Below are 24,398 nucleotides of genomic sequence, written 5' to 3'. Positions count from 1 at the left end.
TTTTCCGCTATCTAACGCCATTCCAGGAGATCGATCATGGCCCGCGTCAAACGCGGCGTGACATCCCACGCCAAGCATAAAAAAGTCCTCAAGGCTGCCAAAGGTTTCTATGGCCGCCGCAAGAACACGATCCGCACGGCCAAGGCCGCCGTCGATCGTGCGATGCAATATGCCTACCGCGACCGCAAGAACAAGAAGCGCACGATCCGCGCGCTCTGGATCCAGCGCATCAATGCGGCGGTACGCGAGCACGGGCTGACCTACAGCCGATTTATCGACGGCCTCGGCAAGGCAGGGGTCGAGATCGATCGCAAGGTCCTCTCTGATATCGCGATCCGCGAGCCGGAGGCCTTCAAGACGATCGTCGAGAAGGCAAAGACGGCACTTCCCGCGGCCTGACCTGGGGGCTCTTCGGAGCCCCTCCCCTCACGCCAGACCGAGGCCGGACATGTTCGGCGGCGAAAGCCGCCGGGCTTTCATGCGTCTCGGGCGAGCCCGCGTTCCCCGAGCCGCGCAATCCTCGACCGAAGGTCGATTTCACTGCCGCCGAGGAACCGATGAGCGATCTGCAAGGGCTCGAATCCACGATCACTTCCGCCATTGCGGCTGCCGAAGACGAGGCCGCACTGGAGGCCGTGCGCGTCTCCGCTCTCGGCAAGAAGGGCTCGGTATCCGAGCTTCTCAAGACCTTGGGCAGCATGAGCCCCGACGAGCGGCGCGAGCAGGGCCCGCTGATCAACGGCCTGCGTGACCGGGTGGCGGCCGCCATCGCCGCGCGCAAGACGGCGCTGACCGAGGCCGCACTCACAGCCCGGCTCGCCTCCGAGCGCATCGACGTCACCCTCCCCGTCCAGGAAGGCCCGGAAACGCGCGGGCGCATCCACCCCATCAGCCAGGTCATGGACGAGCTCACGGCGATCTTCGCCGACATGGGCTTCTCCATCGCCGAGGGGCCGGATATCGAGACGGACTTCTACAATTTCACGGCGCTCAATTTTCCCGAGGGCCATCCGGCGCGCGAGATGCACGACACCTTCTTCTTCGCGCCCGACGCGGCCGGCGAGCGCAAGGTGCTGCGCACCCATACGAGCCCCGTGCAGATCCGCACCATGCTGGCTGAGAAGCCGCCGATCCGCGTCATCTGCCCGGGCCGCACCTATCGCTGCGACAGCGACCAGACGCATACCCCCATGTTCCACCAGGTCGAGGGGCTCGTCATCGACAAGAGCTCGCATCTCGGCCACCTCAAGTGGATCCTGGAGGAGTTCTGCAAGGCCTTCTTCGAGGTGGAGAGCGTCAAGATGCGCTTCCGCCCCTCGTTCTTCCCCTTCACCGAACCCTCGGCGGAGGTCGACATCCAGTGCTCGCGCAAGGGCGGCGAGATCCGCTTCGGCGAGGGCGAGGATTGGCTGGAGATCCTGGGCTGCGGCATGGTGCATCCGAACGTCATCCGCAATTGCGGCCTCGACCCGGACGAGTATCAGGGCTTTGCCTGGGGCATGGGCATCGACCGCATCGCCATGCTCAAATACGGCATGCCGGACCTGCGCCCCTTCTTCGAGGCGGACGTGCGCTGGCTCAACCACTACGGCTTCCGCCCGCTCGACCTGCCGACGCTGGCCGGGGGATTGTCCAGCTGAGCCGATATTGAAGCTATCAGCCGTCATGGCCGGGCTTGTCCCGGCCATCCCGATCCGCAGGCCAGGTCCTTCTGATCGGGATCCCCGCCACAAGGCCGGGGATGACGGTCAGAGGGATGGAAGACGATGAAATTCACGCTCTCCTGGCTGAAAGATCATCTCGAAACCGAGGCGTCCGTCGGCGATATCGCGGATGCGCTGAACCGCATCGGCCTCGAAGTCGAGTCGGTCGACGACAAGGCCAAGGCGCTCGCGCCCTATGTCATCGCCCGTGTGATCTCAGCCGAGCAGCATCCGAATGCCGACCGGCTGCGCGTCTGCTCCGTCGATACGGGCCATGGCGCGCCGGTGCAGGTGGTCTGCGGCGCGCCCAATGCGCGGACTGGCATGATCTCGGTCTTCGCGCCGCCCGGCACCTATATTCCCGGCAAGAACCTGACCCTCGGCAAGGGCGTCATCCGCGGCGTCGAATCGAACGGCATGCTCTGCTCGGAAGCCGAGCTCGAGCTCTCCGACGACCATGACGGCATCATCGACCTGGCCGAGGATGCGCCGGTGGGCACGCCCTATGCCACCTGGGCCAGGCTCGACGATGCCGTCTTCGACATCGCCGTCACGCCGAACCGGCCCGATGCGCTCGGCATCGCCGGCATCGCGCGCGATCTGGCCGCTGCAGGCCTCGGCCGGCTGAAGACGCCGCCGGTCGCCGCCATTCCCGGTGAGAGCCTCTGTCCGGTCGAGGTGAGCCTCGCCTTCAGCGCCGAGGATGCGCATCTCGCGCCGGCCTTCGGGCTGCGCCTCGTGCGCGGCGTCAAGAACAGCCCGTCGCCGGATTGGCTGCAGCGCAGGCTGCGCGCCATCGGGCTCAGGCCCATCAACGCGCTCGTCGACATCACCAATTACATCACCTTCGATCGTGGCCGGCCGCTGCACGTCTTCGACGCCAAGAAGGTGAAGGGCAATCTCGTGGTGCGGCGCGCGCGCGAAGGGGAAGAACTTCTCGGGCTCGATGGCCGGACTTACCAGCTCGATCCTTCGGTGGTGGTCATTGCCGATGATCAGGGTGTGGAATCGCTCGCCGGCATCATGGGCGGCGAGGCTTCCGGCTGCGACGAGGAGACGACCGACGTCCTCATCGAATCCGCCCTGTGGGACCCGCGCACGATCGCTCAGACGGGCCGCAAGCTCGGCATCGTCACGGATGCGCGCTACCGCTTCGAGCGTGGTGTCGACCCGGCCTTCACCATGCAGGGATTGGAGCTTGCGACCCGCATGGTGCTGGATTTCTGCGGTGGCGTTCCGAGCACGGTGACCCTCGCTGGCGAAATCGAGAGCGCCCGGCCGGCGATTCGCTTCCCCTGGAGCGAGGTGAAGCGCCTGAGCGGTCTCGATCTGCCGCGAGCGGACATGGAAAGGCATCTCATTGCGCTCGGATTCGTGACCGACGACGGCGACGAGGTCGCCACTGTGACGCCGCCGAGCTGGCGGCCGGATGTCGAGGGCAAGGCGGATCTCGCCGAAGAGATCATCCGCATCGCCGGTCTAGACCGGGTGGCCTCGACACCTTTCCCGCGGCTCGATGCCGCCGTGGCGAAGCCCGTGCTGACGCTCCTTCAGAAGCGCATCCGGCTCGCCAAGCGTGCGTTTGCGGCGCGCGGCCTCGTGGAAGCCGTGACCTGGTCCTTCATCAGCCGGCAAGAGGCGGAGCTGTTCGGCGGCGGCAATGCGGCCTTGGCGCTCGCCAATCCGATCGCCGCCGATCTCTCGGACATGCGCCCGAGCCTGCTGCCCGCTCTCCTGAAAGCTGTTCAGAAGAACGCCGACCGCGGCTTCCCGGATGTCGCGCTCTTCGAGGTGGGCCAGGTCTTCGCCTCGGACGAGCCGGACGGCCAGAGCCTGTCGGCGGTCGCCATTCGCCGTGGCACGGCGCATGCCGAAAGCGTCGGCCGCCATTGGGACGGCGAGGCAAAGCCGGTCGATGCCTTCGACGCCAAGGCGGATGCCTTCGGTCTGCTCACGGCGCTCGGCATCCCGACGGCGGGCGTGCAGGTCGTGCCGGGCGGTCTGAGCTGGTACCACCCCGGCCGCTCGGCGACGCTGCAATTCGGGCCGAAGACGGTGATCGGCGCCTTCGGCGAGCTTCACCCGCGCGTTCTCGCTACGCTCGACATGAAGGGGCCGGTGGTCGCGTGCGAGATCACGCTCGATCTGCTGCCGCCGCCGAAAGCGCGGCCGACAAAGGTCAAGCCGAAGCTCGTGCTCTCGGAATTCCAGCCGCTGACGCGCGATTTCGCCTTCGTGGTCGACAAGGATATTGCCGCCGCCGAGATCCTGAAGGCAGCCCAGGGCGCAGATCGCGCCCTGGTCACCGATGTCTCGGTCTTCGATGTCTATGAAGGCCCCGGCATTGCCGCGGGCCAGAAATCGATCGCGGTCGCCGTCGTTCTCCAGCCGATGGAGAAGACACTGACGGATCAGGATATCGAGGCCGTATCGGAGAAGATCGTGGCGGCCGTGGCCAAAAGGACGGGCGCCACCCTGCGAGGGTGAGGAGCGGATTGCCCTCCCGGGCCCGGCGGGCGTTAGTGGACGCTCACCGGCTCCAGGTTGTTCTCCCAGGCATTGGCAATCGCGGCATCCTTGGAGTCGGTCAGGAGAATCGGCGTGCCATCGGCACCGAGCAGCGCAAAGAGCTCCAGACCGGGCTGGATCTCCGGCACCTGCGGAAAGAGACGATTGACATCCTCGGAGCGGATCGGCCTGACATAGGCCACCTTGCCCTCCCCAGCGAGCGCAAAGGCCTGCACATCGCTCACATCGCCGATGAATTCGAAAGCATCACTGTTGTTCATCACACCCTCCTCGAGAAGCGGTCGTGAACCTATGGATCCGACGGGAGCGATTCCGGTCGGCCTTCACCCTTATTGATTCTGAAACGGCGGACGGGCCATCCGGTTCAATCGTCGCGGGATACGATATCGATCCGTCGTACGATGCGTTCCGCCTCCGGACGGACCAGATCGACGGATAACAACCCGTTGGAGAGATCCGCACCCATCACTTCCATGCCGTCGGCGAGAAAGAACGTGCGCTGGAACTGTCGCGCGGCGATGCCGCGGTGCAGATAATGGCGCGTTCGATCCTCGTTCTGGCGGCCGCGGATGACCAGTTGGCTTTCCTCGAGCGTGACCTCGAGCTGGTCGCGCGTGAAGCCAGCCACCGCGAGGGTGATCCGCAGCTTTTCCGGCTCGTTCTCACAGCGTGCGATCCGCTCGATGTTATAGGGCGGATAACCATCGGTCGCCGCTTTGGCGACCCGGTCCAAGGCACGCTCGATTTCGTCGAAACCGAGCAGAAAAGGCGACGACAGCGACGGTACCCGTGACATGAGCGAAGCCCTTATTGCGAGGCACTTCGTGAATAGAGCCCTTGTGGCGCTCTCTGGCCGCGGGGGATCCCCCTTTGGTCATCACGGCATATGGCGGCTCGAAGTCCCCTGGTCAAGGGTAGTGGCCAGGGGTAGCGCCCAAGCTAACAGCCAAGGCAAAACTGGGCCGGTGCAGCCCTGACCATGATTGTCAGCGTCGACGGACCTGTCTCGGGAAACCGGAGCCCCCCTCGGCCAGCGCGACCTTAGGCCTCAGGCGATCACTCTCAGGCCTCCGGCCTGCCGATCCCGTCGACCATGTCGCGCAGCTTGCGGAAGGTCGCGATCTGGTCGTCGAGACCGCGGAGGCGCCTTTCGGCGATGAGGAAGAAATCCTCGATCTCACGCAGGGGCACCGAATCGCGCTGCAGCGCCGCATCCTCGAGGTCATTCCCCATCATGAGCGCGGCCCTGACGCGCGCGTCCTCCAAGCGCGTCTTGAGCCCATTGAATTCGCGTTCCGCCTCGGCCAGAGCCTTCTCGATCGCCGCTCTGACCGGGACAAGCCGCGCAACATCGGTCTGCTCATCGCGGGCTCGCGAGCGGAAGCGCCAGAACATCAATATGCACCTCTCCGTTGTGCCGTCTCTTATAAAGAATCTACAGCATCGCGAAGGGCTGCGACAGGCTCGGCGTGAGCCTCGCCGAATCGCCAAGGCTACGTTTCCGTCTGCGGGAGTTCGCAGTTGCGGTATCCTTGATGGGGATCGGCCGCATTTTGGTCGCAGTTCGGTTGGCCTCGGCGCTGGGCGATGCCCAAGAATGTGGCATTCCGTGCATGACTGTCGGTCGGGCAGGGTCAGCCTGCGGCGGCGGTTGCTTGTCCAGCCTCTACAACAAGGCCACTATACGCCACACGCGTTGGTTGCGCCGGCTATGGAGCCGCCTAAGTCAGCGTGACAAACTCGCCAAGTTATTCGAGAAGTTGCCCACGTCATCATGGTCTAACAACGAATGCCGATTTTTTCAGCATAACGAAGTCAGCTTATTTCGCGCGATTTCTAACGTTTTATTTTTCTCCAGCCGCAAGTTATACATTAAAATACATGAATCGTAACATTCCAACTTAAGCTTCGCCTTAAGTTGGGCATGCCAGCGCCATAAATTAGTCATGTGCCTATTGCAGATTACGCATACTATCAAAGGGCCAAACTGGGGTTCACTCATAAAGGGTATATCTTACCGGGGGGAAGCTTGTCATCGGGACGCATCGATGGGAGCCTCCATGAACATCAATGTCTCGGCAAACGAGAGTGCAAACCACGCGGCACTGGCGTCGCAACTGCCACTCGACACGGACGTGCAGGTCGCACCGCTAGGCGGCCTGCTCAAACGGGCGTTGGATGTCTCCATCGCCTCCCTTGCGCTAATCTGGTTCTCGCCGCTGTTCCTGCTCGTCGCTTTGCTCATCAAGCTGACGGACAGGGGACCGGTGCTCTATCGCCATATGCGCGTCGGACATGGCGGACAACTATTTCCATGCCTGAAATTCCGCACCATGGTCGTCAACAGCGACGAGGTGCTTCGTCGCCATCTGCAGACATCTCCCGACGCCGCCCGCGAATGGGCAGCGACGCGCAAGTTGAAAGACGATCCACGGATCACATCCGTCGGCGCGGTCCTGCGCCGGCTCAGCTTGGATGAGCTGCCTCAGCTCATCAATATCCTGCGTGGGCAAATGAGCATCGTCGGGCCCCGGCCCGTGGTGTTCGACGAACTCGCCCTTTATGGACAGGATGCAGGCTATTACTTGCGTTCCCGTCCGGGCCTTACCGGGGCCTGGCAGATCAACGGCCGCAACGACGTCTCCTATGGAGAACGCGTCGCCTTCGACCGCGACTATGTCGAGCACTGGTCGCTGTGGACCGACTTGGTGATCATCGCCAAGACGGTGCCGGCTGTCGTCGTCGCCAAAGGCACTTACTGAACACGCTGGCTAGGCTGGAGGCGGGCGCAATAATGCGCCGGCTCATTAATTCGCGACGGCACGGCTATGGCCGTTCCGCGTAGGCGGTCAGCCCCTCTGGATCACGTCGGGAACATGCCATGCGTACAGCGATCGTCCATTATTGGCTCGTCGGGATGCGCGGCGGGGAAAAGGTGCTGGAGGGGCTCTGCGAGCTCTATCCGGACGCCGATATCTTCACCCATGTCGTCGTGCCGGAGGCGATCTCGCCCAGGCTCGCCGAACACACCATCCGCACGTCCTTCATCGCCAACCTGCCGCGCGCGCATGTGATGTACAAGAAGTACCTACCGCTCATGCCGCTGGCGCTCGAACATCTCGATCTGCGCGACTACGATTTGATCATCAGCAGCGAATCGGGACCGGCGAAAGGCATCATCCCGCCGCCGGGGGCCCTGCATGTCTGCTACTGCCATTCCCCCATGCGCTACATCTGGAACATGTACCATGACTATCGCGCATCGGCCGGCAGGATTACCCGGCTGAGCATGCCCTTCATGGCGCATTACCTGCGTAACTGGGACCAGACATCGGCGGCGCGGGTCGACAAATTCGTCGCCAATTCGCGCAACGTCGCCGACCGCATCCGCAAATATTACCGTCGTGACGCCGCGGTCGTTCATCCGCCCGTCGATGTGGATGCCTTTTCGGCCGTGCCTGCGCCTGAAGTCGGCGACCATTATCTGATGGTTGGCGAACTCGTGCGCTACAAGCGGCCGGATCTCGCCGTCTCCGCATTCAATGCGACGGGCCGCAAGCTCGTGGTGATCGGCGGCGGCGAGATGCTGTCGGAACTGCGCGGCCTCGCCGGTCCCAATGTCGAGATCATGGGGCCACAGCCCTTCGAGGTGCTGCGGTTCCACTATGCCCATTGCCGCGCTTTGATCTTTCCGGGCGAAGAGGACTTCGGCATCGTGCCGGTGGAGGCCATGGCGAGCGGGCGGCCGGTGATCGCCTACGACAGAGGCGGTGCCACGGAAACCGTCGTCGACGGCAGCACCGGCGTGCTGTTCCAGGAACAGACGGTCGAGGGCCTCAATGCCGCCGTCGAGCGGCTCGAAGCCTCGGTTTTCGATCCGGCGCAAATTGCCTTCCATGCGCGCCAGTTCAGCCGCTCCCAGTTCAAGCAGCAGATGCAGGACGCGGTGCGCGCTGCCTTCGCCACCCAGCGCGGCGAGCGCGAGGCCTATGCCGTCGCACCGGCACGGCCCCGGCTGAGGGCCGCGGGCGAACTTCCACCCTTCGCCGTCGAGGCGCAGGCAGGCCTTTCGCCCCGTGCGGCGCGGAGTTGAGGCGATGAAGATCGTTCTCTTCAACGTCAAATACAGCCCCAATCTGGGCGATGGGGCGATCGCCGAATGTCTCGAGCGGGAGCTCGAGCGGCGCTTTGCCGGCGCAGAGGTATTGTCGCTCGATCTCGCCGGCCGGACCGAGTGGCGGGCCCCGGAAGGCGGGCAGGCGCGCGTATCCAAGCTCGGCATTCTCCAGCGCATGCCGCGGTGGTGCCGCGACATCGCAGTGGAGGCCGTGCTCGGAGCGAGGCTGCGGAGCCGGCTGCGTCCCCTCTGGCGCCGCGCCCTAGCCGGCGCGGATGTGGCGGTGTTCGGGGGCGGGCAGCTCATCCAGGACGGCGATCTCAATTTCCCGCTGAAGCTCGGCGCGGCGGCAGACGAATGCCGCCGCCTGCGCATCCCTTACGCCGTCCACGCGGTCGGCGCGGCGCCCATCCGCTCGCGCCGCGGACGGCAGCTCTTCTTGCGCTTCTTGAGCTCCGCGGCCGACATCCATATCGCGGCGCGTGATACCAAGTCGGCCCGCGAACTCGCACAGCTCACGGGCAAGGACGTCACGGTCGGGCGCGACCCGGCGCTCCTCGCGAGCCGCGTCTGGCCGGCAGCCGAACGTCCGGCGCGGGAGCGCCCGGTGGTCGGCCTCGGCGTCACCCATCCGGCGGTTCTGCGCTACCACGGCACGGATACGGTGCGGGACGGCGACGAGGCCGTCATGGGGCTCTATGTTCAGCTCAGCGAGTCACTGGTTGCGGCCGGTTATGACGTCGCCCTCTTCTCGAATGGTGCGGCGGAAGACGAGGCCTTCATCGGCATGCTGGGCGAGCGGCTGCGACAGGCCGGCTCGACGGGCACTCATATTCGCATCGTCCCACGGTGCGGTACGCCGCGGGAATTGGCGGCGCTGCTCGCCCAGTTCGACGCGCTCATCGCCCATCGGCTTCATGCATCGATCCTCGCCTATTCCTACCGTGTGCCGCATATCGGCCTGTTGTGGGACGGCAAGCTCAGCGCTTATTTCGCCTCGGTCGAGCGGGCCGATTACGCCGTTCCGCTGTCGGCGGCCACCATCCCGACCATTGTGCCCTTGCTGGGGCGCGCTCGCGCCGAAGGCATCGACGCGGGCGTCCACAGCCGCGTGTTGAACGACACGAGCGATGCCATCGATGCACTCGCCCGTGCTCTGGTCGCCGCGCTGCCACGCGGGGCGGAGGCCGACCGGGAGCCGGTTGCGGCAGAGCTCGCCCCCCCGGCAGAGCTCGCGCAGGCGGGTCTCGCCCAAGGAGCGACGGCATGGCGCTAGAGCCGATCGGGGCCGTCACCCTCCTCGCCGGCCTCCTGATCTTCTTTCTCCGTGCAAGCTACGGGTTCTATGCGCTCGCCATCGCCAATGTCTTCGGGGCGGCGGCGGTAGCGCAACTGCCGGCGCTCGGCGGCGCGAGCGTGCCGCCTGCGCCGTTTATCCTGTTGTTCGTCGCCGGGACTGCGATGCTCCACCCGCAGCTGCGGACCGCCGCCCTCACCAGTTTCACACCGCCCAGGCCGGGCGCCTGGTATCTGGCCGTCGTGGCCTATGGCGCCCTGACTGCCGTGTTCCTCCCCCGCATCTTCGCCGGCATGACCGACGTCTTCTCGCTGGCACGCAGCGGCCCGGTGGGGACGACCGTCAATCTGCCTCTGGCGCCGCAGTCGGGCAACATCACCCAATCCGCCTATTTCATCGGTGACGTGATCTGCTTTGCGCTCGTTGCCGGCTATGCGCGGCTCGGCCACAGCGCCACCCTCATGCGCGCCATGGCGGCAACCGCCGGGCTGTGCCTGTTCTTCGCGGCCGCCGATCTCGTCACCTATGCCACGCATACGGCCGATATCCTGCAGCCCATCCGCAACGCGAACTACCGCATGCTCGATGACGGCGCGATCGGCGGCATCAAGCGCATCGTCGGCTCCTTTCCGGAGGCGAGCGCCTACAGCTACATGGCGCTGGGGCTCTATGCCTTTACGCTCAGCCTGTGGCTTGCCGGGCGCGAGCCCCGCGTCACGGGGAGCCTCGCCGGCCTGCTCGGCCTGACGCTCGTGCTGTCAACCTCGACCACGGCCTATGCGGCCCTGGTGATCTTCACGCTCATCGTCCTCACCGATTGCCTCGTGAAACTGAAGACGGGCAGAGCGACGCGGCAGCAGTTCGGCTTTGCGGCCGGGGTGGTCGTCGGCGTTCCCTTCCTGATCCTGGCCGCAATCGTCGTCCTGCCTTCCTTGTGGACCGTCGTCAGCAATCTGATCGACGCGACCGTCGTCAACAAGCTGGACAGCCAGTCCGGCGTGGAACGCATGCGCTGGAACGAATTTGCGCTGCGGTCCTTCCTCGATACCGGCGGGTTCGGCGCGGGGCTCGGGAGCGTGCGCGCGTCGAGCTTTCTCGTCGCCATCCTCGCCAATATGGGGCTTCTCGGCCTGCTGCTCTATGCGGGTTTCCTCGTTTCCATCGTCGTGCCCGGCTTCCGCGTGGCGACCGCAACCCTCGACGGCGCCATCAGCCGGGCGGCAGCCTCCGCCTGCCTCGCACTTGTCGTCGCCGCGTCCATCTCGGGCGGAGGCGTCGACCTAGGGCTCACCTTCAGCATGTTCGCCGGCCTCGCGGCAGGCGCACGCGAGCGGGTGCACGCGCCGGCGACCGTCCTGCGGCGCCGGCCGGCGCCGCAGTTGCTGGCCGGTTCAATGGTCACAGCCCGGAGCGCAACATCGGGAGCACCGTCATGACAGCATCCTCCGCCCTTCCAACCCGGATCGAGAGGTGACGTCGTGGAAGCGCCTTTCTTCGTGACCCAGATCCCTCCCGATGGTCGAGAGCAGCGGCAGAACTCCGTCGGCGTCGCCGACATCATGGCCTTCCTGCGCTCGTCCTATCGGTTGATTGGGCTGTTCACAGTCGGCTTTGCCGGGCTTGCGCTGCTCTACCTGCTGGTGACGCCGCCGAGGTTCACGGCGACGGCCGAAGTATTGACCGACTCCGTCGACGTCAACGGCATGTTCAAGGGTGACAGCCCGCCCGAGCCGACGACCGACCAGTCGCGGGTCGAGAGCCAGATGGAGGTGGTCAAGTCCAATCCGGTGACTCTCGCCGTCGTGCGCAAGTTCGGCCTCGCCGACGATCCGAGCTTCATGCCGGCCCCCTCGATCGTCGCCCGCATCATGTCCTTGCCGGGGGCTCTTCTGGGTTCCGGCAAGGTCTCGTCCGGCGGCGCAACGAAGGAGGACCGTGCGGCAGCCCGGCTGCAGCAGCAGATGTCGGTGCGCCGCATCGGCCAGTCGCTCGTCATTCAGGTCGCCTTCACCGCCCAGGACCCGGTCTTCGCGGCGAAGATCACCAATGCCATCACCCAGGCCTATCTCGATCAGGACATCGCGGCCCGATCGGAGGCTGCTCAGCGCACCACGGACTGGCTGCGGTCGCGGCTTATCGACCTCCAGCAGAAGACGCTCGAGGCCCAGCGCGCCGCCGAACAGTTCAGGCTGGCAGGGGACAAGGAGGGCCTCAATCAGGTCGAGGCCCGGGCAAAGCTGGCGCAGCTCGAGGGCACGTCGCAGACCTATCAGCAGGTCTATGAAACCTTCGTGCATAAACTCGCCGAGACGGTGCAGCGGGTTTCCTATCCCGAGGGCGTGGCTCGCATCGTCTCGCCGGCAACAATTCCGCTGAGCAAGAGCTGGCCGAAGGCGAGCCTGATCCTCGCTTTCGCCTGCCTCGTCGGCGCGGGGCTCGGAACGGCCGTGGCGGCGATTCGGCCGGTGCGGCGGCTTCTTTCGCCCGGTCAGGTCGCGAGCGAAGTCGGCGTGGCATGCCTCGGCATCATCCACCAGGTGACCGCAGCCGGGACGCAACGGCGGCCTCAGCCGGCCGGACCGGGCCTGCCGCGACTACGCCGGAAGATCCATCCCGAGCCAAAAATGCTCGCCCTTCCGACACGCATCCCGCGGATCACCGCCGAGGGACCGTCGTCTCTCCTCTTGAGAGACATGCGTGGTCTCAGGACATCGCTCAATGCCTCGACCATGGCCTACAAGTCGCGCCTGATCGGCGTCGTCGCAGCAGAAGCCGGGGAAGGAGCGACGACCGTCGCCGTGAACCTCGCGCTTCTCGGCACCCTCTCGGGAACGCGCACGCTCCTGGTCGACACCTGCGTCGAGAAGCCGACGGTCAGCCGCGAATTCGCCGGCGGAGCGGAATTCGGCCTGATGCAGGCCTTGGAAGAGCCCGACGCATTCGCCCGCCTCGTCGCCGGCCAGGCTTCGCGCCAGTTCCCCGTCCTGCCTGCGGGCAAGATGCGCACCGCGGTCACGCCGGGCGATCACATCAGCACGCAGGCGGGCGCCTTCCAGATCGGGGAAATGCGGCAGCTGTTCGATCTCGTCATCTTTGATCTGCCGTCGCTCGACTCCTCGTCGGATGCACGCGCCATCGCGCCCTACCTCGATGGCGTGCTGCTGGTCGCCGATGCGACCGCGACCTCGGTCGAGGCGGTGGCCGATGCCGCCGATGCCCTCAGGGCGGGGCGCGGCAATCTGCTCGGAGTGGTGCTGAACAAGATGCCGGCGGCAGAGGTCAAGCGCAAATCACCGCGCAAAGCGGCCTGACCGGCGCGTGGAGGAAACCGCCGTCCAATGGAGGCCAGTGTGGAGACCGGCATTGCGCTCGATCGCAGCGCAGCGCTGTCGCCGAACAGATGATCTCGAAGCTGGGCATGCGGGGCAAAAGATGTCGTTGACTGAAGAAGCGCTTGAAATGCAAGGAGCCGAGACGGGCCTCGATCGCAAGGGGCGCGTTCGCCCGCTCGTCGTGGCGGTCGGCATTGCGACGGCAGGGCGGCCGAGCGTGGTCGCCCATACCATACGCGCGCTGGACGGGCAGACCAGGAAGCCCGATGCCATCGTGGTCTGCTCGCCATCGGAGGCCGATGTCGCCGGGCTCGCCGATGCCGCCCCGGATGTCCGCTTGATACAGGGACCGCGCGGCCTCACGCACCAACGCAACCAAATCCTGCGCCATCTGGACGGCTTCGACGTGGTCGTCTTCTTCGACGACGACTTCATCCCCTCTGCCCGTTACATCGAGGTGGTCGAGAAGGTGTTCTCCTCCAATCCGGATGTCGCCATGACGACCGGCCGCATGGTCGCCGACGGCATCGGCGGGCCGGGGCTCGACATGGCGACGGCCGTCGCGCTGCTCGACAAGGATCACGACGCGCGAAGCGACTGGCGCGATATCAAGGACGTCTACAACGGCTATGGCTGCAACATGGCCGTGCGGCTCGCGCCGGTGCGCGAGCACGCGCTCATGTTCGACGAGGCGTTGCCGCTCTATGCGTGGCTCGAGGATATCGACTTCAGCCGGCGTCTCGCACGCTATGGCCGCATCGTAAAGACGGAAGCGGCCAGCGGCGTCCATCTCGGCACCAAGTCGGGCCGGCAGTCGGGCATCCGCCTCGGCTATTCGCAGATCGCCAATCCCTTCTATCTCGTGCGCAAGGGAAGCTGCTCCTGGCGCAAGGCCCTGCATCTCATGAGCCGGAACTGCCTCGCCAATCTCATCGGGATGGTGCGGCCGGAGCCCTACATCGACCGGACCGGCAGGGCGGTGGGCAATGCCCGCGCCTTCGCCGATCTCCTCACCGGGCGGCTGACGCCGGCCCGCATCCTCAATTTCGAGCGGAGGCTGCTGTAATGCTGCACGCACGCCTTGAACTACCGCCTCTCGATCTTCCTCTTCCGACCCTCGGCGCGCAGGGCGTCATCGCCTCCACAGACGCCCTTCCGAGGCCGGCGCGCGTGGTCGTCATCAACGACGTCTCGGTGGCCCGCGGCGGCGCCACGACCATTGCGCTCGCTTCCGCGCAGCACTTGGCCGAGCGTTCCGTCCCGGTGACCTTCCTGAGCGGCGACGATACGACCGGGGCTGCGGCCCTGCCGGGCGTCGCCTTCGTCGGCCTCGGCGGCCGGCACATCCGCGACTCCCAGCTCAGCGGCTTCGTCACGGGGCTTTATAACCGCGAGGCTGAGCAGTTGATCCGGCGGTGGATCGCGGCGAACGACACGCCGGACACTGTCTATCATCTGCATGGATGGTCGAAGATCCTGTCGCCGGCGGTCCTGCGCGCCTTGGCGCCGGTCGCGCCGCGCCTCGTCGTCAATGCGCACGACTTCTTCCTGGTCTGCCCGAACGGCGGCTATTTCGATTTCCGGCACAGCCAACCCTGTGCGCTCACACCGATGAGCGGCGCCTGCCTCGCCACCCGCTGCGACCGGCGCAACCACGCCCACAAGCTCTGGCGCTTCGCCCGGCAGGGCCTTCTGCGCGCCCTCTGCGACCTGGGCGGCGAAAGCAAGGTCGGGGCGGTGCTCGCCGTTCACGACGGCATGATCGAACATCTTCATCGCGGCGGCATCGCCCGGGAGCTGCTGCAGAGCCTGCGCAATCCGGTCCTGCCATGGCGCGAGAGCCGGATCGAGGCGGAGCGCAACAGCCGCTTCGTGTTCGTCGGGCGGCTCGAGGCGGACAAGGGCATCGAGCTTCTCGCCCGTGCCGCGCGCCGCGCGAACGTGCCCTTGCGCATCATCGGGCACGGGCCGCTTGCCGGCCAGCTCGCGGCAGATTTTCCCGAGGCCGAGCAGGTCGGGTGGAAGACGAGTGCGGAGATCGCCGAGCTGGTGGCCGATGCGCGGGCGCTCGTCATGCCGAGCCGCTATCGCGAGCCCTTCGGCCTGGTGGCGCTGGAAGCCCTGACGAGCGGCCTGCCGGTTCTCGTGTCCGACTACGCGATGATCGCCGACGAGGTGGTGGACGGTGGCTTCGGATTGTCCTGCGACCCGCATGACGAGGCGGGCTTTGCTGCCGCCCTGCAGCGTCTCGCAGAGGACGACGAACTGGTCGCTGCGATGAGCCGCAAAGCCCATACGGACGCCAGACGTCTCGCTCCGACCCCATCCGGCTGGACCGACGCGCTTCTCACGATCTACGGCAACCTGCTGCAGCGGGGCATCGCCCGATGAACAGGCTCCACTCTGTTCAGATCATGCGGGGGGCAGCGGCCAGTCTCGTCGTCGTCGACCACGCGATCCTGCGCCAGGCGGAGTGGGGCACCTATGCGTGGACGACCCAGCTCACCGCCATGCATATGGGCGCCTTCGGGGTTCATATCTTCTTCGTCATCAGCGGCTTCATCATGGTGCACACCTCCTATGATTCCTTCGGGAAAGGAGGTGCGCCATCGAACTTCATGGCCCGGCGGCTCGCCCGGATCGTGCCGCTCTACTGGATCGCAACGGCGACCGAGCTCACCTTGCGCGCCATAAAAGGCGCGCCGATCGACCCGACGAAAGTCCTTTATTCGCTGCTCTTCATCCCGCAGTCCGTGGATCCCGGCCCGACGGCGGCGATACGGCCGGTGCTGGCAGTGGGCTGGACGCTCAATTACGAGATGTTCTTCTACGTGATATTCGCCGTGGCCCTCCTCTGGGAGAGGCGGATCGGCATCGGCGTCCTCGTATCAACCATGCTCGCCCTCGTGTTGGGGGGCACCTTGCTAAAACCGCTCACCGACACGAGCGACCCGATCACGACACTTACCTTTTGGACCAATCCGACGATCCTTCTCTTCCTGGCGGGCGCCCTTATCGCCGTGGCGTGGAAGGCGCGGAGCACGGCTGCGCGCTTCATAACCGCCTATCCGCTTCCGATCTGCGCCGCCCTGATTGCCTGGACCGTGTGGATCTTTGCGCAAGAGCTCGCAGACCTGAGCGCCACCGCGTATCAGGTGCCGCTCGCCTGGCGGCTCATATTCTGGACCGTCTGCGTCGCCCTCGTCGCGCTTTGCGTGTTCGGCCGGCCGGTGAAAGTGAACTGGTTCACCGCGCCGCTGATCAAGCTCGGCGATGCGTCCTACAGCATCTACCTGTTCCATAGCTTCGTGGTCATCGCGACCGAGAAGGTCTGGTGGGCGCTCGACCCGCCGCTGCCAGCATCAGTCTTCCTCATCGCCGCCTTCTTCACCTCTGTCGCGTCCGGGATCGTCATCCATCATCTCATCGAGACGCCGATCGAGCGCTGGCTGCGCGTCCGGCTGATCCCGGCGCGGTCTCGAACCGGATCGGGAGCAAGCGCAAGCCCGCTGCCGTTTTCGGGGAACCCGCATCCCAGCGGCGATGCCGGCCGGGCACGCACGGTCCTGCGGCCGGACCGCGACTTCGACGAGGCGGCGGTATGGACCGACGGACGATGAGCCACAAACAAACATTCACTCCGGGAGGAGGAACCGGCACGATGCGTCACGCCACCTGGACTACGATCGAGTCCACTCCTACCGCCCTTCGGCTCTATCGCTACTTTCGGCGGCTGCCCGAACGCATTCGCAGGCCGTTGGCCTTCATCGCCATGCCGCGATGGCATCTGGCGACTGCCAGCGTGCGACGCGCCGCCGACGGGCGGGTTCTCAGCGGCCCCTTCGCCGGCATGCGGATGGAACTCACGCAGACCTCACGGCGGCAACTGCTCGGCTATCTCCTTGGAACGCAGGAGCTCGAGCTGCGGCCGGCGATCGAGCAGATCATCGCCCGGGGCTATCGGACCATCCTGAACGTCGGCGCCGCTGACGGCTACTACGCCATCGGCCTCGCCATGAAGCTGCCGGGTGCATCCGTGGTCGCCTTCGAGGCTCTGCCGGAACACCATTCGCAACTTCGGCGCGCGGCCAAGGCCAACGGCGTCGCCGAACGCGTGCGGCTGCAAGGGTTCTGCAGCGCCTGCGATCTCGATCGCGAGCTCAGGCGGGCGGCAGCCCCGGCGATCCTCGTCGCGGATATCGAGGGCGGGGAAATCGACCTGCTCGCCCCCGACAAGATCAACGGCCTGCGCCAGACTGACATTCTCGTCGAAACGCATGATGCGCTCGTGCCGGGCGTGACCGACATCCTGATCTCCCGATTCCGGACCACGCACGACATCGAGCGCATTTGGGCCAGACCACGCCGGTTGTCCGATTTTCCAAAGGGCGTGCTGCCGCGGCTGCCGCTGCTCCTGCCGGACACCACGGTCGAGCTGATGAACGAACGGAGGCAGGGGCGTCAGCAGTGGCTATTCCTCACCGCGAAAGAGACTGCGTCGGGAGCGGCGCCATCGGGGAGCCGGCAGCGTCGCGGCCGCAACAGCGGGGACAACGCATGAGCCTCCTTTTGGCGGCGGGCACGCCGCATCTGCCGCAGGTGATCGGCGGGGTCGAGATCAACACGCACGAGACGGCGCTCGAGTTGAACCGCCGCGGCTTCGAGACCAAGGTCTTGTCCAAGCTCTCGCCACGCGACTGGTTCGGCGCGACACGCTGGCTCGCCAATACGGTGCAGCGCAAGGAGGTCTCGGTCGACAGCGGGCTCGGCTACGAGGTCTATCGCTCCCGCAGGCCCTGGTCGGATCTCGCCGGCATGCCCATGCCGAAGGTCGCCGTCGTCCAGAACGGCAATATGATCGAAATCGGCAAGGCCTTTCGCCGCCGCGGCGTACCCTCAATCGCCTATCTGCACGGGCTCGAATTCGACATCGGCAAACGCCGCTGGAACGACGACCCGTCGGAGCTGCCGTTCTCAGCCTATATCGCCGTCTCGACCTACACGGCGCGACGCTTTGAGGCCCGCTTCGGCATCCTGCCCCATGTCATTCCGCCGATCTTCCGGCCGGAGCGCTACCGCATCTCGGGCGAGCGACGCTATGTCACCTTCATCAATCCGGTGCCGGAGAAGGGTGTGGACCTTGCTCTCGCCATCGCGGCACTGACCCCGGATATCCCCTTCCGCTTCGTCAAGGGCTGGCCGCTGAAGACCCAGGAGCTCATGCGCCTCAAGGCGCGCATCCGCGCCCTGCCGAATGTCGAGCTCGTGGAGCGCAGCCGCGACATGCTGCCGATCTACGGCGCCACGCGCGTGCTGCTCGTGCCGAGCCAGTGGGATGCCGAGACCTGGGGGCGGGTCGTGTCGGAGGCGCAGTTCAGCGGGCTGCCGGTGATGGCGAGCGACAGGGGCGGCTTGCCTGAGGCCGTCGGCCCGGGCGGCATCGTTCTCCCCCATGACGCGCCGGCTGAGATCTGGGCCGGTGAGCTCCGCCGCTTGTGGGGCGATGCGGGCCATTATGCCCGGCTCTCGGAGGCGGCGCTCGTCCATTCGAGCCGCCCGGAGCTCAACCTCGACAACCAGCTCGAGAGCTTGCTGGCGATCGTGAGGAAAGCCGCATGACGGCCCTACAGTCCTCACGAGACACCGCGCGCCGAGCGTCGAACCGGCGCGGCGCAGCGGCAGGCGCGCTCCCCTTAAGCCTTCGGCTTCCAGGCGCGGACGTAATCGACATACATGAAGGACGGGCTCGGCGCCTGATCGATCGGCCAGCCGGCACCGAGGTTCAGATTGACGATCGGATACAGCGGCACGTCGAATTCGGGCGGAGTCGGCGTCCGCCAGACCTCCTTACGGTCGAGGAAGATCCGAATCCATTGTGGATCGACGCTCGCGCCATAGGTGTGGAAGTCGTCGTAAAGCGAGCCGCTCGGCACTGGGATCCGGCTGTAAACGCTGCGGCTCTTGGTTTTGTCCACCCGGTTCCAGACATGGACCGAGCTGGTAAAGCGCTCCGGAAACTGCCCGTAGTGCTCGACGATGTCGACCTCGGCCGTGTAGCCGGGATTGGTGCGGCCAATGAGCCAGAAGGCGGACCACAGCCCCAGCCCAGGCGGCAGTTTCGCGCGCGTCTCGAAATAGCCGTAGCGCTGGGAGAAGCCATTGCCGTTGCGATCGACGGATGCCAGGAGGCCGGATCGCCACTTGCCATCCGTCCCCTTGCGCGCCTCGATCCTGAGCACGCCGTTTTCCGTCGTGAAAGGAAAGCCTTCGACGGGATCGGCGAAGCGGGCATCGCCGAAGTCGCCGTTCCAAGGGGTATGCGCGATCCAACGGGTGCCCGGGCCCCAGGCGGACACGTCGAGGGTGTCGAAGGGCTCGTCGAAGACGAGCTCATATCGGCTGAGATCGATCGTCGCCTCATCTTGAGCCCAGGCGAGACGGGGCAAGGCAGGCACCAGGACGGCGCCGAGGAGGCTGCGTCGGGAGACAATCATTCCGACCTCAATTCATTGAACCATCACCACCCCACCGTAAGATACTGGAACATCCATTCTTTATCGTCAAGTAGAAATAATAATATGCCAAATAATAGCCTCAATATCCTGCGCGAGCATATAGATATCGCCGGCGGCGATTGACAAGGAGAGCCGCGTGTCCGTTCAATTTGCACGGAAGTCCTTCCTCGGCGCCCTGGCAGCCGTATCGATTACGCTCTCGAGTTTTCTGAGCGGAGTGATCGTCGCCCGAATGCTCGGCCTGGAAGGTACCGGAGCCGTGGCTTATGTCGTCTGGCTCGTGCTGATGCTCGCGCCGGTGCTCGACCTCGGCATGTCGCCGGCCATCATGAGGACGGTGCCGGATCTGCGTGCACGCGGCGAAAACGACCGCGCCAGCTGGCTATCCGGCCATCTCGGACGCCTGCTCGGCGTCTCGGTCGCCCTCGGGGTCATCGCCGTGTGGATGATCAGCGGGCTCCCGGGTCTCGCGAGCCACTGGCACACGGCCCAGCCGGTCGTTGGCAAGGCCGGGCCGGACGTGCTGCGCTATGTGTTGCCGCTCTTCGTCGCGGCGCAGGCGCTCGGCGCCTACGCCTATGCCTATCTGCGCGGCGCCCAGGCCTTCGACCAGGTGGCGAAGGTGGCCGGCGTCTCGCTCGTGATCCAGCTTGCTTGCGTTGCGATGGGCAGCCTGTGGTTCGGCGTTGCCGGCGCAGTCGCTGGCTTTGCGGCAGGCCAACTGCTTCCTGCGATCATGGCCTGCCGGCTCATGCGCTCGTCGGGAACGCCCGACAGTGACCTGCGCAAGCGCGTCTTCCGTTATGCGCTCTTCGCCTGGGCCGGAAATGTCGCCAATACCTTCGTCTGGTCGCGCATCGAAGTCTTCTTTCTCGAGCGCTCGTCGGGCTATGAGGCGGTCGGCCAGTTCACCGTCGCCCTGGCGCTGACGAGCATCGCCGTGCAGGGGCCGCAGCTGCTGACGACCGGCTTCCTGCCGCTGTTCTCAGCCAAGCTCGGCCAGCGCGACATGGACGCCACGAAGACGGCCTTTGCCGCCGGCACGCGGCTTCTGGCAGCGCTCGCCTTCCCCGCCTGTTTCGGCATGGCGGCCGTCATGCCGGTACTGCTGCCGCTGATCTATGGCCCGGCCTTTGGCGGCGCCACACTTGCTGCCATCATCCTGGTCATGGCGGCAGCGGTCAGCGTTACCAGCGTCGTGGCGACGAACCTCATCCACGCCAATGAGCGCAGCGACTTCGTCTTCTATACGGCGACCACCGGCGCGGTTCTCTCCATCCTCTCAGGCTTCCTGTTCATTCCGGTCTTCGGACTGATCGGGGCCGCAGCCTCACGCGCCGCCATTCAATGCCTGCTGGTTGGGATCGGATGCTGGTTCGTCGTCCGGCGGCTCCGTTATCCACTGCCCTTCGGGTCGCTCGGCCTCCTCGCCTTGGCGGGCTTCGCCTGCTGGGCAGCCGCCGCACTCTGCATCGCCACCATTCCCGGCCCATTGTCGCTGTTGGCAGCTATCCCGGCCGGAGCGGTCGCCTATATCCTGGCGTTGCGGCTTCTTCGGGCGCTTCCGCCTTCAGACTTCACCCTGCTCGACAAGGTCGCCTCGGCGCTGCCGAAGCCGATGTCGAAAATTGCCCGCGCCCTGCTCAAGTTCCTGGCGCCGCCGCCGCCCGACGCGGCCGGCCCGCGGCTGCCACAGGAAACCGGAGCCTGACAATGGAGTTGCCTATGCCGCATGGCATCATCGACGGAAGAACGAACATGATCGGCACCGAGTCTCCTCCGCGGCTCGTCCGGTGGCGACATCTCCGCCGGCTGTCGCCATGGCTTTCGCTGTCGCTGTGCATCGCGCTTTTTCCGTTCGCGGCGCTCGCCGACGCTTATCGGCTCGGTCCCCAGGACCGCCTGCGCATCAAGGTGGTGGAATATCGGGCCGGCAAGGGCGAGACCTTCGAGTGGACCGCGCTCAACGCCGATTACGCCGTCAATCCGGAAGGGGCCGTCTCCATCCCCGTGCTCGGGGACGTCCCGGCCGCCGGCAAGACAACCGCGGAATTCGGCGAGACCGTCTCGGATACGCTGCAGAAGAGAGCCGGACTTGAAAACCGCCCGGCCGTCTCGGTGGAGGTCATCACCTTCAGGCCGGTCTATGTCCTGGGCGACGTCCAGACGCCCGGCGAATATGCCTACCGGCCGGGGCTGACGGTGCTGCAGGCCGTCAGCCTGTCGGGCGGGTTCTACCGCCTGCCGGACACAGGGCTCCTGCGCCTCGGCCGTGACCAGATCAGCGCGAGCGGCGACCTGACGAGCGCGCGGCTCGATCTCCGGCGCGCCTTTGCGCGCCGGGCGCGGCTCGAGGCGGAACTCGCCGGTGCCACAACCATCGAAATCCCTCCCGAACTTCGCAACGACAAGGACGCCGAGCGCCTGATCGCGGGCGAAACGGCGGTGATGAGGGCCAGAAGCGATGCCTTGCAGTCGCAACTCACCTCGCTCGCCGCCCTGAAGGACCTCTATACGAAGGAGGTGGAGGAACTCGACCGGCGACTGGCCAACCAGAACGAGCAGGTCGATCTCACGCAGCGTGATCTGAACAATATCGGTTCGCTCCTTCAGAAGGGCCTCTCGGTCAACGCGCGCCAGCTCTCCCTGGAGAAGGAACTGTCGGATCTCAGGGGCCAGATGCTCGATCTACAGACCGCATCCGTGCGCGCCCGGCAGGAAATCTCGAAAGCGGAGCGCGACGCCCTCGACCTGCAGAAGGCCTTCAAATCGAACACCGAGACGGAGCTGCAGGGAACGCGGGCGCAAATCGATCAGATCACCGTGAAGCTCAAGACCGCCGATGCGCTGATCGCCGAGACCGAGACCTCGGCGACCCAGCTCGCGACGGAGCGATCGGCGGAGCCGACCCGCAGCTTCTTCATCTCGCGCAAGAACGGCGACCGGATCGTCGAAACCGAGGTGGATGCCAATGCCACGGTCGAGCCCGGGGACGTGATCCGCGTCAAATCGGTCATGCCCGACAGGACCGCAGGTTTCACGCAGGTGCTGGGCCAAGCCGACCGGTAAGCCGATCGTAAGTCGGCCGACTACTCGTTCGGCTCGCTGCGCGCATGGGGCGAAAACAGCGGGGTCTGGCTGTCCCCGCCGCCATTTTCCGTCACCGCATGACGGCGCCTCGTGCGCAGATCCAACAGGACCTTGCCCAACAGCCCGACGAAATAGCCCACCTGCAAGGCGACGACGGCCAGAATGATCGTCAGGGTAAGACCAAGGCCCGCGGCGCCATCACGCCCGGCGGCGAAGCCGACGACGAGCACGACGGCAAGCGAAATAAGCCCAAACAGCGGAAGCCGGACGAATAGGCTGCATATGAAGCCGATGGTGGCAAGCCCAACCCAGGTGATCATATCACCCTTCCCTCCTCGGCCCCCTGCATATGCGGATGCCTTCTATCCAAAATAGGGGATTAACGCCTCGCCTGAAAGGTCGCAATTAACCATAACCTCGGCAATTTAGCCCCGTCAGCAGCGGCGATAGGCCGTTAACGAGCTCCGGCACACCCCCTTGATCATACCGAACACCCCCCGCCCATCGGGCGGAGGACGCGGGGGCTACAATACCACAGGTCGTCAACCGCGTTTGAACAGCCGCTCATCACCAGCGCAAACACCCGCCGGGACGGCCACCATTACGCGTGGTTTGCCCTCGCTTCACGCATACTGCACACCTGTGCAATGTTTTGTCATACGGCTGTCAGACGAACCCGGCATGAGCAAGACCGGGGATGAAGGAGCTGACGCGTGCACGGGAATCTGCGCACCGGCGCCGCGATCGCCGTTCGCGACCTCGCTGTCGCGTATGGGGCAACGCCGATATTGCAAGAGATCGACCTGGATTTCGAGCCGGGCAGCTTCACGGCGCTCTTAGGCTCGTCGGGCTGCGGTAAGACCACCCTCCTGCGGGCGCTCAGCGGCTTCGTGCCCGTCGGTCGCGGACGCATCCTGGTGGACGGGCGGGACCTTGCCGCCCTGCCGCCGGAAAAGCGCGACATGGCCATGGTCTTCCAGTCCTACGCGCTGTGGCCGCATATGACCGTGGCGCAAAATATCGGCTACGGGCTCAAGCTCAGGCGCAAGTCGCGACATGAGATCGCCGAGAAGGTCGCCGCGATGCTCGCCTTCCTCGGCCTCTCGGGCTACGAGGAACGCAAGGTCACGGCCTTGTCCGGCGGCCAGCGCCAGCGCGTGGCGCTCGGCCGGGCGCTCGCCATCGAGCCGAGCATCCTCCTTCTCGACGAGCCCCTGTCCAATCTCGACGCCAAGATCCGCCTCACGATGCGGCACGAGATCCGGGCCATCCAGCAGAAGCTCGGCCTCACCGCGATCCACGTGACCCACGACCGGGAGGAGGCCATGACCATGGCCGACCGGCTCGTCATCATGCGCGCCGGACGCGTGGTGCAGGTCGGCACGCCGGAGGAGGTCTACGACCAGCCGGCGAGCCCCTTCGTCGCGAGCTTCATGGGGGCCGAGAACAGTCTTCCGGTCCATATAGAGCGGCATGCAAGCGGGGCCGTGCTGCGCGTGCCCAGCCTGACCGCGAACGCTGCCTATGACGGGCCTCTGCCGACCGGGCCCGCCGTCGCCTATTTCCGCGACGACGCCGCGCGCCTCGATGCGGTCGATGCGCCGCCCGGCGGCGATCTCATCGCGCCTGGCACCGTCGCCGCCCGCGCCTATCCCGGCGGCCATTATCGGTACCGCGTCACGGTCGCCGGCGGCGAGGTCTCCGTCGACGATACAGAGCTTCATCCCGTGGGGGTGCAGGTGGGCCTGCGCCTCGCCCCCCGCCGTCTTCACGTCTTCCCAGCAGCCGATACCGGCTCAATGAACTGAGGGAAAT

General features: G+C 65.7%; 21 protein-coding genes. 16 read left to right on the top strand and 5 right to left on the bottom strand.

Annotated elements, in window-relative coordinates; genetic code table 11:
* Positions 1–36: 36 nt before the first annotated feature.
* The 3 genes from rplT (at position 37) to pheT (ending at position 4,190) form a co-directional block, all read left to right on the top strand.
* On the top strand, positions 37–399 hold the full coding sequence (gene rplT / locus ACFQU1_RS10555) for a 50S ribosomal protein L20 (RefSeq protein ID WP_378132190.1): 363 nt from the start codon (positions 37–39) through the stop codon (positions 397–399).
* 158 nt (positions 400–557) lie between these two features.
* The gene (gene pheS / locus ACFQU1_RS10550) at positions 558–1,640 is read left to right on the top strand and encodes a phenylalanine--tRNA ligase subunit alpha (protein ID WP_378132187.1); all 1,083 of its coding nucleotides are present in this window, start codon (positions 558–560) and stop codon (positions 1,638–1,640) included.
* Positions 1,641–1,766: 126 nt separating this feature from the next.
* Complete coding sequence (pheT, locus tag ACFQU1_RS10545; protein WP_378132185.1) at positions 1,767–4,190, top strand: phenylalanine--tRNA ligase subunit beta; 2,424 nt, start codon at positions 1,767–1,769, stop codon at positions 4,188–4,190.
* Between the two features lie 32 nt (positions 4,191–4,222).
* On the opposite strand, the gene ACFQU1_RS10540 is transcribed toward pheT, so the two are convergent.
* The 3 genes from ACFQU1_RS10540 to ACFQU1_RS10530 all read right to left on the bottom strand — a co-directional run bounded on the left by ACFQU1_RS10540 (position 4,223) and on the right by ACFQU1_RS10530 (position 5,627).
* Positions 4,223–4,492: a DUF1150 family protein gene (locus ACFQU1_RS10540; protein ID WP_378132183.1), complete on the bottom strand. Its 270-nt coding sequence runs from the start codon at positions 4,490–4,492 to the stop codon at positions 4,223–4,225.
* 104 nt (positions 4,493–4,596) lie between these two features.
* Positions 4,597–5,028: an Hsp20 family protein gene (locus ACFQU1_RS10535; RefSeq protein WP_378132181.1), complete on the bottom strand. Its 432-nt coding sequence runs from the start codon at positions 5,026–5,028 to the stop codon at positions 4,597–4,599.
* Between the two features lie 266 nt (positions 5,029–5,294).
* Entirely contained in the window at positions 5,295–5,627 is a 333-nt protein-coding gene (locus tag ACFQU1_RS10530) for a hypothetical protein (RefSeq protein WP_378132179.1), read from the bottom strand.
* Positions 5,628–6,292: 665 nt separating this feature from the next.
* Here ACFQU1_RS10530 and ACFQU1_RS10525 point away from each other — a divergent pair.
* The 10 genes from ACFQU1_RS10525 (at position 6,293) to ACFQU1_RS10480 (ending at position 18,597) form a co-directional block, all read left to right on the top strand.
* Entirely contained in the window at positions 6,293–6,994 is a 702-nt protein-coding gene (locus tag ACFQU1_RS10525; RefSeq protein WP_378132177.1) for a sugar transferase, read from the top strand.
* Between the two features lie 119 nt (positions 6,995–7,113).
* Positions 7,114–8,325 (top strand): glycosyltransferase, encoded by a 1,212-nt coding sequence (locus ACFQU1_RS10520; protein ID WP_378132175.1) that lies wholly within the window; start codon positions 7,114–7,116, stop codon positions 8,323–8,325.
* 4 nt (positions 8,326–8,329) lie between these two features.
* Entirely contained in the window at positions 8,330–9,625 is a 1,296-nt protein-coding gene (locus ACFQU1_RS10515; RefSeq protein WP_378132173.1) for a polysaccharide pyruvyl transferase family protein, read from the top strand.
* Positions 9,616–11,082: a hypothetical protein gene (locus ACFQU1_RS10510; protein WP_378132171.1), complete on the top strand. Its 1,467-nt coding sequence runs from the start codon at positions 9,616–9,618 to the stop codon at positions 11,080–11,082. The genes ACFQU1_RS10515 and ACFQU1_RS10510 overlap by 10 nt, the downstream gene beginning before the upstream one ends.
* Before the next feature lie 42 nt (positions 11,083–11,124).
* Positions 11,125–12,957, top strand: a complete 1,833-nt coding sequence (locus ACFQU1_RS10505; protein ID WP_378132169.1) for a GumC family protein — start codon at positions 11,125–11,127, stop codon at positions 12,955–12,957.
* A 121-nt stretch (positions 12,958–13,078) separates the two neighbouring features.
* Complete coding sequence (locus ACFQU1_RS10500) at positions 13,079–14,044, top strand: glycosyltransferase family 2 protein (RefSeq protein ID WP_378132167.1); 966 nt, start codon at positions 13,079–13,081, stop codon at positions 14,042–14,044.
* Entirely contained in the window at positions 14,044–15,369 is a 1,326-nt protein-coding gene (locus ACFQU1_RS10495) for a glycosyltransferase family 4 protein (protein ID WP_378132165.1), read from the top strand. The genes ACFQU1_RS10500 and ACFQU1_RS10495 overlap by 1 nt, the downstream gene beginning before the upstream one ends.
* Positions 15,366–16,598, top strand: coding sequence for an acyltransferase family protein (locus ACFQU1_RS10490; protein WP_378132163.1), 1,233 nt, complete (start codon positions 15,366–15,368; stop codon positions 16,596–16,598). Before ACFQU1_RS10495 ends, ACFQU1_RS10490 begins: the two co-directional genes overlap by 4 nt.
* Before the next feature lie 41 nt (positions 16,599–16,639).
* Positions 16,640–17,539, top strand: a complete 900-nt coding sequence (locus ACFQU1_RS10485) for a hypothetical protein (RefSeq protein WP_378132161.1) — start codon at positions 16,640–16,642, stop codon at positions 17,537–17,539.
* Entirely contained in the window at positions 17,536–18,597 is a 1,062-nt protein-coding gene (locus ACFQU1_RS10480) for a glycosyltransferase (protein ID WP_378132159.1), read from the top strand. The genes ACFQU1_RS10485 and ACFQU1_RS10480 overlap by 4 nt, the downstream gene beginning before the upstream one ends.
* A gap of 74 nt (positions 18,598–18,671) precedes the next feature.
* On the opposite strand, the gene ACFQU1_RS10475 is transcribed toward ACFQU1_RS10480, so the two are convergent.
* Positions 18,672–19,472 carry a glycoside hydrolase family 16 protein gene (locus tag ACFQU1_RS10475; protein WP_378132157.1) on the bottom strand — a complete coding sequence of 267 codons (801 nt, stop codon included), beginning with the start codon at positions 19,470–19,472 and terminating at the stop codon, positions 18,672–18,674.
* A 157-nt stretch (positions 19,473–19,629) separates the two neighbouring features.
* Here ACFQU1_RS10475 and ACFQU1_RS10470 point away from each other — a divergent pair, with 157 nt between their 5' ends.
* Positions 19,630–21,204, top strand: a complete 1,575-nt coding sequence (locus tag ACFQU1_RS10470; RefSeq protein ID WP_378132155.1) for a lipopolysaccharide biosynthesis protein — start codon at positions 19,630–19,632, stop codon at positions 21,202–21,204.
* Between the two features lie 47 nt (positions 21,205–21,251).
* Complete coding sequence (locus tag ACFQU1_RS10465) at positions 21,252–22,562, top strand: polysaccharide biosynthesis/export family protein (protein WP_378132153.1); 1,311 nt, start codon at positions 21,252–21,254, stop codon at positions 22,560–22,562.
* A gap of 20 nt (positions 22,563–22,582) precedes the next feature.
* On the opposite strand, the gene ACFQU1_RS10460 is transcribed toward ACFQU1_RS10465, so the two are convergent.
* Positions 22,583–22,903: a hypothetical protein gene (locus ACFQU1_RS10460; protein ID WP_378132151.1), complete on the bottom strand. Its 321-nt coding sequence runs from the start codon at positions 22,901–22,903 to the stop codon at positions 22,583–22,585.
* A gap of 393 nt (positions 22,904–23,296) precedes the next feature.
* Between ACFQU1_RS10460 and ACFQU1_RS10455 the strand changes: the two genes are divergently transcribed.
* Positions 23,297–24,391, top strand: coding sequence for an ABC transporter ATP-binding protein (locus ACFQU1_RS10455; protein WP_378132149.1), 1,095 nt, complete (start codon positions 23,297–23,299; stop codon positions 24,389–24,391).
* Positions 24,392–24,398 lie beyond the last annotated feature (7 nt).

The organism is Chelatococcus sp. GCM10030263 (assembly GCF_042666455.1).
Classification (GTDB): domain Bacteria; phylum Pseudomonadota; class Alphaproteobacteria; order Rhizobiales; family Beijerinckiaceae; genus Chelatococcus.
This window is presented reverse-complemented; position numbering and strand designations above follow the sequence as displayed.